The 15,875-nt window shown below is 43.9% G+C and carries 8 protein-coding genes and 1 pseudogene; all 9 read right to left on the bottom strand.

Annotated elements, in window-relative coordinates:
• Positions 1-19: 19 nt before the first annotated feature.
• The 9 genes and pseudogenes from priA to HMPREF9624_RS00760 all read right to left on the bottom strand — a co-directional run bounded on the left by priA (position 20) and on the right by HMPREF9624_RS00760 (position 15,790).
• The gene (gene priA, locus HMPREF9624_RS00805; RefSeq protein WP_009536100.1) at positions 20-1,999 is read right to left on the bottom strand and encodes a replication restart helicase PriA; all 1,980 of its coding nucleotides are present in this window, start codon (positions 1,997-1,999) and stop codon (positions 20-22) included.
• A gap of 9 nt (positions 2,000-2,008) precedes the next feature.
• The gene (locus tag HMPREF9624_RS00800) at positions 2,009-3,343 is read right to left on the bottom strand and encodes a UDP-N-acetylmuramoyl-tripeptide--D-alanyl-D-alanine ligase (protein ID WP_009536099.1); all 1,335 of its coding nucleotides are present in this window, start codon (positions 3,341-3,343) and stop codon (positions 2,009-2,011) included.
• Between the two features lies 1 nt (position 3,344).
• A complete protein-coding gene (locus HMPREF9624_RS00795) occupies positions 3,345-4,838 on the bottom strand; it encodes a UDP-N-acetylmuramoyl-L-alanyl-D-glutamate--2,6-diaminopimelate ligase (protein ID WP_009536098.1) in 1,494 nt (497 codons plus the stop codon).
• 40 nt (positions 4,839-4,878) lie between these two features.
• Positions 4,879-6,544, bottom strand: a pseudogene (locus tag HMPREF9624_RS00790) (formate--tetrahydrofolate ligase).
• Positions 6,545-6,546: 2 nt separating this feature from the next.
• Positions 6,547-9,132, bottom strand: a complete 2,586-nt coding sequence (locus HMPREF9624_RS00780; RefSeq protein WP_009536095.1) for a DNA translocase FtsK — start codon at positions 9,130-9,132, stop codon at positions 6,547-6,549.
• Positions 9,133-9,155: 23 nt separating this feature from the next.
• Entirely contained in the window at positions 9,156-10,487 is a 1,332-nt protein-coding gene (locus tag HMPREF9624_RS00775) for a hypothetical protein (RefSeq protein ID WP_009536094.1), read from the bottom strand.
• Positions 10,488-10,553: 66 nt separating this feature from the next.
• Positions 10,554-12,452 (bottom strand): ABC-F family ATP-binding cassette domain-containing protein, encoded by a 1,899-nt coding sequence (locus HMPREF9624_RS00770; RefSeq protein WP_009536093.1) that lies wholly within the window; start codon positions 12,450-12,452, stop codon positions 10,554-10,556.
• A 13-nt stretch (positions 12,453-12,465) separates the two neighbouring features.
• Positions 12,466-13,824 carry an MATE family efflux transporter gene (locus tag HMPREF9624_RS00765; protein ID WP_009536092.1) on the bottom strand — a complete coding sequence of 453 codons (1,359 nt, stop codon included), beginning with the start codon at positions 13,822-13,824 and terminating at the stop codon, positions 12,466-12,468.
• Positions 13,825-13,843: 19 nt separating this feature from the next.
• On the bottom strand, positions 13,844-15,790 hold the full coding sequence (locus tag HMPREF9624_RS00760; protein ID WP_009536091.1) for a fructose-bisphosphatase class III: 1,947 nt from the start codon (positions 15,788-15,790) through the stop codon (positions 13,844-13,846).
• Positions 15,791-15,875: the final 85 nt, after the last annotated feature.

Below are 15,875 nucleotides of genomic sequence, written 5' to 3'. Positions count from 1 at the left end.
TCAAATAATACGGACCCTGCTATAGAAGATCAAACTGTAGCAAAATCAAATTTCTCTTATCTTCCTGCTTTAATTCTTGTATAAAATAGTCCCTTAGCTGCAAAATTATATCATGATTACTATGCTTAATATAGATAATTTTCCTAAACTTATCTTTTATTTTATAGACGGTAGCCGGGAAAGGACCATAGGTTTCTCCCCCTCCGTCTCTTATCCTTTCCTGTACTCTGGGCATAAGCTTTCCGAGAATATAGTCCAGATAAGCTTCTTCCGTATAAATGCATTGCATAGCCAGCATAACGGAAAAAGGAGGATAAGAGAGTCGTTTTCTATAGTTCTTTTCCTCCTTGTAAAAAGACAGGTAGTCCTGCTTAAGGGCAAGTTCCAGTAGCGGATGATCCGGCTGATAGCTTTGGATAAGCACTTCTCCGGCTCTTTCTCCGCGTCCGGCCCTCCCTGAAACCTGGGTAATCAACTGATAAGCCCATTCTCCGGCCTGAAAGTCGGAATCCAAAAGAATCTGATCCACTGCAATGATTCCGACCAAAGTCACCTTCTGAAAATCATGTCCCTTTACAATCATTTGTGTCCCCAGAAGAATATCCGCCTTTTCTTCCGAAAATGCTTGCAGAATCTCTTCATACTTTCCTTTTTTACCGGTACTGTCCCGATCCATCCTGAGAATTCCGGCCTTTGGAAATATACTATGACAGATGCTTTCCAATTTTTCCGTTCCGGTTCCAAAGGCTGCGAGATATTTACTCTTACAGTTCGGACAAATCTTCGGAAGATTTGTTTGATAACCGCAGTAATGGCACTGCAGAATTCCGTTTTTATGCAGATTCAAGCTTACATCACAGTGTGGGCAACGAAGTGCTTCTCCGCATTTTCTGCAACTCACAAAGGGCGCATACCCTCTTCGGTTCATAAAGAGCATCACCTGCTCTCCTCTGTCCAGCCTTTCCTGAATTTTCCCTTCCAACACCCGAGAAAAAATAGAGCGATTTCCCTCTTCCAGCTCCTTTCTCATATCCACTACTTGCATCTTCGGTAAAGTACTTCCTTCTACCGCTCGATTATGCAAACAAAAACAGGGCAGGTTTCCCTTCTCCACCTCGGAAAAAAGCTGCACGGAAGGGGTAGCGGAACCAAAGAGAACCGGGCAGGAAGACAATTCTCCTCTCTTTCGTATAACGTCTCGTGTCTCATAACGCGGTGCCTGTTCCGATTTGTATGACCTGTCCTGCTCCTCATCCATAATGATCAGTCCTAAATTCGAAAACGGAGCAAAAAGGGCGGAACGCGGTCCCATAAGAATCTTCACTTCACCGGAGCGACACTTTTCCATGCTTTCTGCCCGTTCTCCCTGACTCATTTTAGAATGAAGTACTGAAACGAGTCCCGGAAAGCGTTTTTCTATACGAGAGCGGGTTTGAAAACTCAGAGAAATCTCCGGAATCAGAAAAATCACTTCTTTTCCTTTCCGGATGATTTCTTCCATCAGTTTGAGATAAACTTCTGTTTTTCCCGAACCGGTCACCCCAAACAATAGGGCAGCCTTCTCGCCCTTGGAGAAGGCAAGTTTGATTCCTTCCAGGACATTTGCCTGCTCTTTTGTAAGAGAAAGAGGAGCCTCCTCCGCTTTCCACAAAAGTTTGGTAGCTTTTCCCCTCTTTTTGACTTTTTTCTTTACCGGAATAACCGTCTTTAAGCATTGGTTTAAGCCGGTTCCATATTCCCTGCTCATCCAAACAGCCAAAGAAAGAAGCTCTTCCTCAACGGAAAATTCCTTATCTAAAACGGAATCAATATCCTTGATTTTTTCTTCCGGAAAACAAACCCTTTCATGAATGGACAAGACATAAGCTTTTTTCTTTCCTCTTCCAAAAGGAACTAAAACAGGATCCCCGACATGGAGAACCATGTCCTCGGGAATCCTATAACTAAAACTCTTATCAATTGCCTCATGGCTTATGTCTACAATGACCTCTGCGTACAAATCAACTCCTTATTCCTCTTCCAAAAGCTTGTTAATAACCGTTGATAAGGAGAGCGAATGGGAGGCTTTAAACAAAACCGTGTCACCCGCCCTTACTTCATCCTTTACTGCCTCCGTCAAAGCGGAAAGAGAAGTACAGGCTTCTCCCGGAATTTTCTTTTCGCCCAAACCCTTCCATATTTCTTTCGATTTTTCTCCCAACGTAAAAAGTACATCAATAGAAAGCTTTCGAAGTTCTTCTCCTATTTCTCTATGTAAAAGCAATTCATCTCTTCCCAATTCATTCATATCTCCCAGAACCGCTATTTTCCTTCCTCCCTTTTCTGCAGAAAGAACATGGAGACTGGCCTTCATGGAATCGGGAGAAGCATTATAGCTGTCATCCAGAATAGTAATTCCCTTCTTCGTCTGAATTTTCTCACCTCTCCCGGGTAGTCCCGTAAAAGTGAAAAGCGCTTTTTTTGCCGCTTCTTCTGAAACCCCGAGCTCTTTCGAAAGCAGTAAGGCAATTCCCGCATTTTCCTGCATATGTTCTCCCGGAACGGAAAGCGGAATATTGGCCTTTTCATAGAAAGATAACTTGAGATGAATTCTCTCTTCTTTCTCTGAACTTCCTTTTACAGAGCCTTCCCTGTCCTCCCGCTTTCCACCCAAAAATCCCATTTCATAGATTTTTTTCTCATCCAGAACAGAGAGAATCGGATCTTTCTTCGGAAGGTAGAGACCAACCGTTCTATTTTCTCCCATAAGAATATGCATCTTCTCAAAACAGGTGTTCTCTTTTGTCTGCATATTTTCAAGATGGGCAGTGCCGATATTGGTAAAGACGGCCATGTCCACACTGGCCATTCGTGCCAACTTCTCCATCTCTCCGGGAATCGATACGCCCATCTCAATAACACTGATTTCCCTCTCTTCTTTGGCCATATGAAAAAGTGTAATCGGAACACCAATCTGGGAATTGGCGTTTCCTTTTGTTTGGAATACCGTTTTTTCGGAAGAAAGAGCCGTGGCAATCATTTCTCTTGTGGTCGTTTTTCCGACGGATCCCGTAACGCCGATGAGTTTTCCCCTATACCTCCTTCGGCAATATGCACCAAAATCCTGGAGCGCTGCCAGGGTATTCTCCACCCTGTGAAAATGTACATCCGGATACTGCTTTCCCAAATCGGAAAAGTCCTCCTCCGTGAAGATTTCTTTTGCTCCATGGCTGATTGCCATCGGGATAAAGTGATGTCCGTCTACTTTTTCTCCCCGAATGGGCACAAAAAGTGCAGAAGAGCAATCCTCCCGGGAATCCACTACGATTTTTTCTATTGCTAAGAAGAGTTTTTCAAAATCCATTCTATTTTTTCTCCGCCAATTTATCCGCTTCTTCCAGAATCACTTCCCGATCCACAAAGTGTGTCAACTGCCCGTTAACCTCATTGTATTCCTCATGTCCCTTTCCGATTACAGCAATAAGATCTCCACGCTTTGCATGTGCTAAAGCATAGGCAATGGCCTCTCTTCTGTCCGGAATGGCAATGTAAGCGGAGCTTTTTTTCGACAAGGTACTTTCAATATCGGCAATAATGTCTTCCGTCTTTTCATAACGGGAATTGTCTGCGGTCAAAATACTGAAATCCGCCATTTCGCCTGCAACTTCTCCCATCCCGTATCTTCTATCTTTAGAACGATTTCCGCCACAGCCGAAAACCACGATTAAGCGGCCCGGATTATAGGAGCGAAGCGTTTGCAAAAGGTTCTTCATTCCCATCGCATTATGTGCATAGTCCACAATCACCGTATGTCCGTCTCTCTGCAGAACAACCTCCATACGTCCGTTCACTTTAATCTTGGAAAGAGCATGCTTTATCTTCTCCATCGGAATCTTCAAAAGACACGCTAAAGAAACCGCTGCCAGAGCGTTATATACATTATAGGCTCCGGGAAGATGGTTGAAAATGCGTTCCTTTACTTCTCCATGCAGGAAGGTAAAGCAGGTTCCGATGAAGTCGTCCTGCCGTAAATTCTCAATTTCTTTCGCTTGAAAATCCGCCATGTTCTCCAGGGCAAAGGTGTAACAGGGACAGGGGGCATTTTCCAAAAATTCTTCCGCAAAATTGGCGTCGCGATTGACAAGCCCTATCTTCGACTGCTTAAAAATGCAGGACTTATAATATTTATACTCTGCAAAATCCTTGTGTTCATTTTCACCGATATGGTCTTCTTCAATATTGGTGAAAATGCCGTAGTCAAACAGAATTTCATCTGTTCTATGCATTTTGAAACCCTGGGAAGAGGCTTCCATTACCACTGCAGTGCAACCCTTTTCTCTCATCTTCCGAAAAGTTTCCTGAAGCGTATAAGATTCAGGTGTAGTGTTTCTGCTTTCTTCATGAATTCCCGCATAATCAATTCCGGTTGTTCCAATAAGCCCGGTGCGATATCCGCCTTCTTCCAAAATGCTCCGCACCATGCTTGCAGTGGTGGTTTTTCCCTTCGTCCCGGTGATCCCGATCATCAGCATCTCTCTTGACGGATAGTGAAAATAAAAAGCTGATAGTTCTGCAAGCGCCTCCCTCCCGTTTTCTACTTTCACAATACAAAGCTTATCTCGCTCCGCATCCGCTAAATGCAATTCTTCCAGTTCTTTTTCCACTACAAAAATTCGAACGCCGGAAGCAATCAGCTCCGGAATCTTGTCATGAGAATCCAGTTTCGTTCCTTTCAGGCAGAGAAATAAATCTCCCGCCTTCGCTTTTCTGGAGTCATAAGAAATACTCTGTAATTCTTCCTTTGTCGGATCCCCCAAAAGAACCCGGCAGGCTGTTAAGGCATCTATCCACTGAGACATTTTATTTCCTTCTTTCCGCTCTCTTCTGACAGGCATCCTCTTAGGAAAGCCCGATAATTTTCCCGTCAATAAGGTCTATCCGTTCTGCCGCAGGCACCTTCGGTAAGCCCGGCATCGTCATAATATCTCCGGTGAGAACAACTACAAAGCCCGCCCCGGCGGAAACATAAAGGTCTTTTACCTGCAGGGTAAATCCCTCCGGTCTTCCCAGTAAAGCCGGGTTATCCGAAAGGCTGTACTGGGTTTTTGCCATACAGACCGGACATTCCGAAAAGCCCAGTAAAGAAAGCTTTTCCAGCTCCTTTTTAGCCTTAGGACTGTAGTTTACATCCTTAGCACCGTAAATTTCCTTTGCCACCTTTCCTATCTTTTCTTCCAAGGAAAGACTCAGTGTCTGCACGGGCTGGAAGGCGGCGGCTTTATCCAGTTGCTTCAGAACTTCCTTCCCCAGCGCCTCTCCGCCCGCTCCACCTTTTCCGTGAACCTCCGTAATGGCAAAACCGACCTGCTTTTTCTCACAGAATTGTGCAATAAAATTCAGTTCATTCTTCGAATCCGAAGCAAAGCGGTTTATGGACACAACTACCGGAAGACCATACTTCTGTACATTTTCAATATGTTTTTCCAAATTGACAATTCCCTTTTCCAGGGCTTCGAGATTCTCTTCCAAAAGAGCATTCTTTTCCATTCCGCCATTATACTTTAGAGCACGAACCGTTGCGACAATCACGGCACAATCCGGTTTTAAGTCTCCAAGCTGGCAGGTAATGTCAAAAAACTTTTCAGCACCGAGGTCTGCCCCGAATCCGGCTTCCGTCACCACGATGTCGGAAAGCTTCAAAGCATATTTTGTTGCCATAATAGAATTACAGCCGTGAGCGATATTGGCAAAGGGACCGCCATGCACAAGTGCCATATTCCCTTCCAAAGTCTGCACGATATTCGGTTTCATGGCATCCTTTAGAAGAACCGCCATCGAACCGACAGCATGGAGCTCTTTTGCCCGTACCGGTTCTCCCTTCCTGTTGTAAGCTACAATGATACGGGATAGTCTTTCCTTTAAATCCTCTATATCCTTACTTAAGCAAAGAATAGCCATAATTTCAGATGCCACTGTGATAATGAAATGGTCTTCTCTGACAACACCGTCTCCGGGACCGCCTAAGCCAACAGTGACGTTGCGGAGCACCCTGTCATTCATATCCACACAGCGTTTCCATTGAATGCGCTTCAAATCGATATCCAAGGCATTTCCCTGTTGGATATGGTTGTCCAGCATGGCGGCAAGAAGGTTATTCGCCGCCGTAATGGCATGAAAATCCCCGGTAAAGTGAAGATTCAAATCTTCCATGGGAACGACCTGGGCATAGCCGCCTCCGGCTGCTCCTCCTTTAACTCCGAAGCAGGGACCCAGGCTCGGTTCACGAAGGGCAACAGTTGTTTTCTTTCCCAGACGATTTAAGGCATCGGTAAGACCGACAGAAACCGTTGTTTTTCCCTCCCCTAAGGGCGTGGGATTAATGGCCGTCACCAAAATCAATTTTCCGTCCTTCTCTTTCTTCCTTTTTTCTATAAACCGAAGGAGAAAGCTTGGCCTTATATTTTCCATATAGTTCAAGCTCTTCCTCCGGGATGCCGTATTTTGCCGCAACATCCGTAATGTTCAACAACTCTCTCTCCTGCGCAATTTCCAAATCAGATTTCATTTTTATTCCCCCTTATTTACAAAGTTCGCCTCGAACTCTTCCTCGCTCATCAAAATCTGTCTTGCCTTTGTTCCTTCCTCTTCTCCTACAATATGGGCCTCTGCCAGCTGGTCCATAATGCGGGCCGCACGATTAAAGCCAATTCTGAATCTTCTCTGTAAAAATCCGATGCTGGCCTTCTCCGTATCGATTACCGTTCTGGCGGCATCGATAAAGAGTTCATCCCGGTCGGATGAAGACGCCTCCGCCGTATTGCCGCTCTCACCCTGTTCAATGCTGTCTATAATGCGTTCGTTGTATTCTACCGTTCCTTGATTTTTCAGGAAATCCGTAACCTTTCCGACTTCCTCATCGGATACGAAGGCACCCTGCACACGAATAGGCTTCGGCAGATTCTGCGGGAAGAAAAGCATATCTCCCTTGCCCAAGAGTTTCTCGGCACCATTCATATCAATAATGGTTCTGGAATCTACACCGCTGCTCACGGAAAAAGCAATTCGGGAAGGAACATTTGCCTTAATCAAACCGGTAATGACGTTTACCGACGGTCTTTGTGTCGCAATAATCAAATGCATTCCGCAGGCTCTGGCAAGCTGGGTTAAGCGCACAATGGCATCCTCAACCTCCTGTGCGGAAACCATCATCAAATCCGCAAGCTCATCGATAATGATGATAATCTGCGGTAAAACGTCCACTCCCTCCTTTTCTCTCTCCTCTTTAGACATTTTCCGAATTTTTTCATTGTACCCCGCCAAGTCGCGCACCGCAAAATTGGCAAATTTTTTGTAGCGGTTAGTCATTTCCGCAACAGCCCAGTTCAGTGCCTGTGCCGCCTTCTTCGGATCGGTTACGACCGGAATCAGGAGATGCGGAATGCCGTTATAGACCTGTAATTCCACAACCTTCGGGTCCACCATAATCATTCTGACCTCTTCCGGACTATATTTGTATAGGATGGACATAATCAAAGTGTTAATGGAAACGGATTTTCCCGCGCCGGTGGCTCCCGCTACCAAAAGATGCGGCATTTTTGCAATGTCTGTCACAACCACCTTCCCCGCGATATCTTTTCCTACGCCGAAGGCAAGACGCATTGTATTCTTTTGAAATTCCTCAGAAGAGAGAATATCTCCTAAGTACACAACCTGACTGTTCTTATTCGGCACTTCTATCCCTACTGCGGATTTTCCCGGTATTGGCGCTTCAATTCGAATATCCGCTGCAGCAAGACGCATCTTGATATCATTGCTTAAGGATACAATTTTTGCCAGCTTCACGCCCTGTTCCGGCTGTAATTCATAACGGGTCACGGAAGGGCCTACGGAAACATTGGTGATACTGACACTGATTCCAAAACTTTTCAAGGTTTCCTGCAAAGTTCTGGCATTCTTTTCTATTTCATTTTTCTCGCCGGCATGCTTGTCTTTAGAGCACTTCAAAAGAGAGAGCGGCGGAAAATAATAAGGAGGCGTTTCCTGCACAGGGTTTATTTCCTGTTCCTCTTTCTTTTCCGCAATTCTCTCCTGCAATTTTTCCATATCGGATGCAATTCTTCCGCCGGATGCCGTCTCCACCACCCTTGTGGAAGAATCCTGTTCCAGAAGTCTTTTTTTCAGATCCGAATCCTCTTCCGTTTTCCGCTTTCGCGACCTTCCTCTTTCCTCTATAGTCATTGGGGATTCGAGTATATCTTCCTTTAGTGTAAAACTGCCATTTTCCACTATGCTGTTCTCTTCCGGTCTGCCGCCTTCCCGCTCGCTGAACTCTTCATCCTTCCGATTGTCTGAAGATTCCCCCAAGCCTCTTGTTAAATCCAGCTCTTCAAAGGAGAATCCTCCCTCTTCCCGCATCACTTTAAACGGGATTCCGGCGTTGTCCTTACTTTCCTCTACAAAATCTTCCAGATGAAAATCCGTCGCGGAAAAATCCACTCCTCTCGCCTCTCTTTGTTCCCTTTTTTCTCGGCGCTCCCGCAGTGCCTCTTTCGCATTCTCCGAAATCCGTCGGATGTCCTCCTTTGCTTTGCGCCCCGCCTTTTCCGCAGTACGGACGGAATACGCCGTAAACAAACTGACTATCGGTTTTTCCGTAATAAAAACAAGAGAGAGAAGAAGCAAAAAGAAAAGAACAAAAAGCGCTCCCAACTTCCCTAAAATCCGGGACAAAAGAAAGAGGATTCCATTCCCCAGTACTCCACCCCCATCCAATAAAGAGTTGAAGTCAAAGGGAATTTCTTTCCCCAAAAATATCGTTCCGATAAAGCTTTCCAGAAAAAGATAAAAAATGATGATAGAAAAGATTCTGCGATAAACCGTTGGATTTTCCCTCTGTGCCATAAAAAAAAGCAGTAAAAAAAGAAGAAGAAAAGGAAACAAAAAAGCAAACGTTCCAAAAAAGAAAAACTGTATTTTAACTAAAATTTCTCCCAAAAAGCCGCAAAATCCCAAATTGCTGAAAAAAAGCAGGACGGAAAACAGGCAGGTGATAATCAGCACTATCTCCTCCCTGATTTTCGAATCCGTCACAATGTTTCGTTCTGCCTGCTTCTTTCTACTCGTTGTTCTCTTTGTCTTTTGTTTTCTTGCCATAAACTCCTACTCGTTCCACTTTCTCACAAAAAGCTTGCCTCAAAATTTTCCTTCACAAAGTGAAAGTGCAAAGCCGGCCTGCCATGGCGCATCTTTTTCTCTATTCCGGAATTTTTTTTCTCTTCGATTACCCCTTCCCGGATAAGACGCAGTTGTAAAAGCTTTGCCAAAATCCGGCTCGCTGAGCGAGAAGTAATCCCTAAAAGCTCAGCTAAACTTTGTGCATTGAAGGCTTTTTCCGGAGCCTGTTCATAAAGTCCAATCAGCTTTAAAATATTACTTTCATGGATTCCCTGTGCTTTTGCAAACTGAAGTGCCTTCTCATTCTTATAGTTATACACCAAACGGAGTTCCTGAGAAAGTGGTCCCGTAATCTTTCCTTCTTCCTCCATAAAGAAAGCATCATTTCTGCTATAGTGATTGCTTTCCATCAATGCTCTCTCGGCATAATAACGGCTTCTTTCCATGGAAGTGCTCAGTCCCATTCCCAGACGGAATGGAAAATTCAGATTTTTTCTGCATTGGTTTAGAATTTCTTCCAAAATGGGAAAAATCTCCGCATCCATCGAAATCTCCGCACTCACGGCGAACTGATTAAAACCTTTTTCAATAGAAAAATGAAGATGTTTCGCCTTTCTGTATGCCGTTAAAAACTGATAGACCTGCGCCTCTCTAAATTCCTTCTCATCTTTATCAACTTCCTCCGAGAAAGGCAGACGCAATAAAACGGACAAAGTTTTCTCTTCCACAATGGTACTTAGACGCAAATCATCCAAGGCATGTTGTATGGAGTTCCGAATCATTTCTTCATTGGGAAATACCGCTACATAGGGTATTTTTAATTCATCCAGACGTTTAAGATTATTGATGCTGCGGGATAAAATCATGTCTATTTTGCCCTTATCCCAGAGCTTCTTGGCATACTCCGTAATATGCTTATAATCATATTGACTGTCTTTGTAAAAATAGGGGCGTTCTTCCTCCTGAATATACTTGCTTACACCCATGTAATGATTGGTTTCGGTCAAAAAATCACAAAATACACGATTCAGAGGAATATCCTTGTGTTCGATCTGAAATTGCAAAAAAATCGATAAAACATCGATTGGTTCATACGCCGTAAAAGCACAAGGTATCCGGATATCCGGAAACTTTTTCAGAATATAATGATAGCCAAGTTCCCCTGAAAAGAAAATCACATCACACTTCTTCCGACAGTCCTCATAGATCTTGTCAATGTCACTGAGGTGGGTATAAATATAGGGATAAAAATGACATTCAAAACTCTTGTCCTGAATCACCTTTTCTATTGGTTCCAGAGACTTCTCCGGACTTACAATGGCAACCGAATACATAGACTCTTCTCCTTTAATTCTATGCTAAAACTATAGTAGCATTGTTAACATAAATTAAAGACAAAGTCAATCGAGTCTTTTTTCTCCTGTCTCTATTCTTTCCGCTAAGTCCGAAAGATATTCCCATCTTTCCCATTTTTCACTGAGCAGACGTTCCGCTTCTTCCTTTTCCTTCTGTAATTCCTGCAAACGAACAAAATCTCTTGCATTCTCTACACTCTGTCTATCCAATTCCTCTATTTTTTCCTCGAGCTTTCCGATTTCTTCTTCTATCGTCTCATAGTCCTTCTGTTCACGGTAGCTCATCTTCAACGCCCGTTCTTTTCTCCGGGATTTCCCGCCGGACTCCGTCCCCGCTTGTTTATCCGCCTCTTCCCCGTCCTTTCCGTTCATTCCGTTCCTGTTCCCGTTCTTGTTTCCTTTCGTACTTTCCAAACTTTCCTTTCCGCCTCGCCCTTCTTCCGAAAGACTCTCGGAAAGCAGCGCTACCTGGTAGTCCGTGTATCCTCCTTCAAACTGACGAATCCTTCCGTTTTCCTGAAAAGCGAAAAGACGATTTACCGTTCTGTCCAGAAAATAGCGGTCATGGCTGATCATAAGGACAATTCCGGAAAAATGGTCTAAAAAATCCTCTAAAACCATAAGGCTTGCGATATCGAGGTCATTGGTCGGCTCGTCCAAAAAAAGCACATTCGGTGCAGACATCAGAATCCGAAGAAGATAAAGCCTCCTTTTTTCTCCGCCGGAAAGCTTCCCAATCGGAGCAAACTGCATTTCCGGTGTAAAAAGAAAGCGTTCCGCCATCTGTGCCGCGGAAATCAAACCTTCTGTCGTAGGAAGATAATCGGCAATTTCCTTAATGCTGTCAATCACACGCTCCTCGTCGTTCAGCTCTTCATTTTCCTGTCGAAAATAAGCAATCCGTACGGTCTGTCCGATTTCCACCGTACCGGAATCCGGAGTAATTTCTCCGAGGATCACCTTCATGAGTGTAGACTTTCCCACTCCGTTTTTCCCGATAATGCCAATTCGGTCATTCCGAAGAAAGTTATAGGAAAAATGGGAAAACAGGCACTTCTCCTCATAGCTTTTACAAATATCCTTTAGGAAAATAGTAGATTTTCCAAGTCTGGTATAGATGGAAGATAAATTTAACTCTTCCTCCTCCGTAGGTCCGTGCATCTTAGAAAGCTTCTCGTAACGATCCAACCTGGCCTTCTGCTTGGTACTTCTCGCCTTGGCCCCTCTTCTAACCCAGGCAAGCTCCTTTCTTAGAAGGTTTTGTCTTGCCCGCTCCTTTGCCACCTCTGCGGAAAGCCGGTTCGCCTTTTCCTCAAGGTATGCATCATATTTGCAGTCATAGGAAATAAAGCCTTCTCTCTCCAGTTCCACAATGCGGTTACAAACCGTGTCCAAAAAATAGCGGTCGTGGCTGACCAAAAGAATACTTCCCTTAAACTGAGAAAGTTTTCCCTCCAGCCACTCGCTCACCTCTTCATCAATATGGTTGGTCGGCTCGTCCAGAAGCAGTAAGTCCGGCTCCACATTTAAAACGGAAAGAAGAGCAAGCTGCTTTTTCTGTCCGCCGGAAAGCGTCTTACAGGGGGCATCATACTCCAAAAGCCCCAGTTCCTGCATGACCTTTTTCCCGAAGGCTTCCTTCTCTTCTACCGTGTTCTGTATCGAAAAATGCTTGATAAGAGCTTGTAAAACCGACTCCTCTTCCGGAAATTTTGTTTCTTGAGGAAGGTAGGCAATTTTTAAATTCCGTTTCTTTACAACCGTTCCCCGGTCGAGTTCCTCTTCTCCCGCAATTACACGAAGAAGAGTGGACTTTCCGCCCCCGTTCTTCCCGATTAGGGCTACCTTTTCTCCTTCCTGCATATAGAAGTTTGCGTCCTGAAATAAAACTTTATTTTGAAAGCTTTTTGAAGCATTTTCCACATTTAGAATACTTGCTGCCATATTTTCTCCCGGTCTAAATCACACTCGTTTTACTCTTCAGTTTCTTTAGGCAGCTATAAAACGCCGGCACCAAAAAAATGTCCGCGAAAAGCCACGCCAGCGGAGAAGCATAGCAAGCTGCAATATAGCCGAATATTGGAATAAAAATAAAGGCCACCAGAGAACGCGCTATCATTTCACTCACTCCCGCAAGCATCGCAAAGCCGGAAAAGCCCATTCCCTGAATGGTGAAACGCCAACAGTTTACAAAAACCAGCGGAATAAAAAAGAGGGAATTGGCTACCAGAAATTGTTTTGTCATAGCCAGCACTTCTCGTTCCTTGCCGTCAATAAAGATTTTCGGAATTTCTCCTCCGAACAGGACGAGAAGAATGCAAATCAAAACAGCATAAATACTGCCTATCTTTGTTGCGTCCCAAAGCCCTCTGTCAATCCGCTTATATTCTCTTGCTCCCGAGTTTTGTCCGGCATAAGTTGCCATAGTTGCCCCCAAGGCATCAAAAACACAACAACAAAATCCGCTGATTCTCTGCCCTGCTGTAATTGCCGCCATCGGAGCCGCACCCAAACCGTTTACCGCCGTCTGCAGAACTACGGAGCCGATCGCCGTAATACTGTATTGTAATCCCATCGGCACACCGATAAACAAGAGTCTTTTGTAATAATGCTTTTCCAGTCTGAGTTCCCCTTTTTTAAAATGTAAAATAGGAAACTTCTTTTTCATATAGAAAAGGCACAAAAGACCGGAAAGAAGCTGAGAAATTACCGTAGCATAGGCCGGACCGTCCACCCCGAAGCCCCAATAACGAATGCTGAGATAGTCCAAAATAATATTTAACACGGCAGCAAAGATCAAGAAATAGAGCGGAGTCTTCGAATCTCCGAGAGCACGGATTGTGGAACTCGTCATATTATATAAAAAGGTGGTCGGTATGCCCAGGAAGATAATAAAAATATAGTCAAAAGCATAAGAGAAGGTTTCTTCCGGCGTATTCATAAAGCGGAGTATCCCATCGGTCGCCAAGGCAATCAAAGCCGTCATGACAATGGAAAATATAATGCTGAGCCAGAGCAGGTTTCCCACATACTTCCGAAGTTTACTTTCCTGTTTGGCGCCGAACTTCTGCGCTACCGGAATAGCAAAACCGGAACAAAGTCCTATAACAAAACCGTTAATCATAAAGCTGATTGCCCCTGTGGAACCGACACCCGCCAAAGCATTTAAGCCGAGAAGCTTTCCTACGATAATCGTATCCACCATACTGTAAAACTGTTGAAACAATGTTCCCAAAAACATAGGCAAAGCAAATCCGATGATGAGGCTCATCGGATTTCCCTTGGTCAAATCCACCATCACTGTCTTTTTTCCCATACTTCCTCTTTTCTGCCTTTTATACTTCTCGCAGGCTTTCCTTTAAATCTCCGTTTCCGTAAGCCTTCAGTAAATCCCATAAATCTTCCATCTGCTGCCGGAGTTCCGTTCCCTTATCCGTCTCGGCAATGCGTATTCTGCTCTTCATTCTTTCCACAACTCGAATATCCGGTGTATTTTCTTCTCCCTTTTGAAAATCTTTATGCTCCGCAAGGGAAAGATGTTTAGAATCATAAATCAAGGTGTATCCTGCAATCCCGGTTTTAGAATGATACGCCTTAGAAATTCCTCCGTCAATCATAAAAAGCTTTCCGGAAGCCTTAATCGGACTTTCTCCTTGTTTGCTTTTTACCGGGACATGCCCGTTTATAATATGAGAAAGTTCCGGATTTTCACGAAATTCCTCAATGATTTTATCTACATAGCTTTCCTTTTCAATCCACTTATAGTAGGCATTGTAGTTTTCCTGATAACTTTCCGAATCGGCAATGAAATAGTGTTCAAAGGTACACATTTTATCTTTTCCGAAAAGAGGTGACTTCGGTCCACACCAAAGATACCAGAAAAAATCCGTTGCATAAAGTTTTCCGTTCGGATCCAAATCACGATTCATAAAATATGCTTCTATGCACTTTTGTTCGCAATAGTCCATAAGATGCCTTCCGAAGACCTCTCCGTCTCTCGTCGAGATGGAGAGAAAATCTCCCTCTTCCGTCATCGGAATGCATCCATGGTAAAGAATATTGTGATTTACAATTTTATACATGGAACCATGGGTAAAGAAAAAATCCATATGCTTTTTCAGCATTTTGGAATGCGTAAAACTATAGACGAGCGTATCCATGAGCTCTTTTTCTTTTTTCGAGAGTGCATAGGGATCTGTCCAATCTATCGTCGGGAAAAAGCAGTCCCTTAAAGGATAGATTTTTCCCTCGACCTCCACCACCTTCTTTTCCAGGTCCATTTTATGAAGAAGCATCCTATGTTCCAAACCATACTCCGGATGTCTCCGAATAAGCTGCCCCTCCTCCTTCCACATTATCACACTGATGGTTTTGCACATTTTTGCAGCGAGCTCCGGCTCCACCGAATCGGCAATATTTTTATCCCAAAGATGCGGATAAAAGCATGTACAGGGATCCTCTCCGTAGATTTCTTGCGCGAACATCGATAGAGGGCGGAGATTGATTCCATAACCGTCCTCTAAAACATCGAAGCTGTTATAGGAAGTGGCAATGCGAAGCACATTGGCAATGCAGGCGGGATTTCCTGCAAAGGCTCCCATCCAATCCACATCATGGTTTCCCCACTGAATATCCACATCATGGAAGCACATCAGTTCTTCCATAATGAGATCCGGATGCGGTCCTCTGTCAAAAATATCTCCGATAATATGCAGACTATCTATACTTAGATTCTGAATCAATTCGCAAAGGGCAATAATAAATTCCCTGCCTCGATTGACATCCAAAATTCCATGTAAAATCTCCTTATGATAAAGCTTCGTATCTTCCTCTTCATCATGTAAAAGTTCATCAATCGCATAGGCAAATTCCTTCGGAAGTTTCTTCCTTACCTTAGAGCGGGTATACTTGGATGCAATTTTCAGACAAAGGGCCGTCAATCGATGAATGGTAATCTTCTGCCATTCCTTGTCTTCAATAAAGGCGTTTTTTCGATTCAAAAAAGTTTCTCTCGGATAGTAAATCAAATTAGCCAGACGAAGCTGTTCTTCCTCCGGAAGAAAATGGGAAAATATTTCCGAAATCTTATCGCGAATTACACCGGAAGCCGACCGCATAAGAAAAATAAAGGCTTCACTTTCTCCATGAAGGTCAGAAAAAAAATACTCCGTTCCCTTGGGAAGGGCACAAATTGCTTTCAAGTTGATTATCTCCGCCGCTGCCTGATTCGCAGTGGGAAAGGATTTTGCCAGCAAACGAAGATAATCCAAGTCTTTTTTCATAATTTCTCCCCGCTCTTCTATGAAATCTTCTCGAACTATTTTTCTGTATACAAACCATCTTTATTCAATTTGTTCTATTCTTACG

The organism is Oribacterium asaccharolyticum ACB7 (genome assembly GCF_000238075.1).
GTDB lineage: Bacteria > Bacillota > Clostridia > Lachnospirales > Lachnospiraceae > Oribacterium > Oribacterium asaccharolyticum.
The sequence above is the reverse complement of the archived record's forward strand: the minus strand, read 5'-3'. Positions and strand labels throughout refer to the sequence as shown.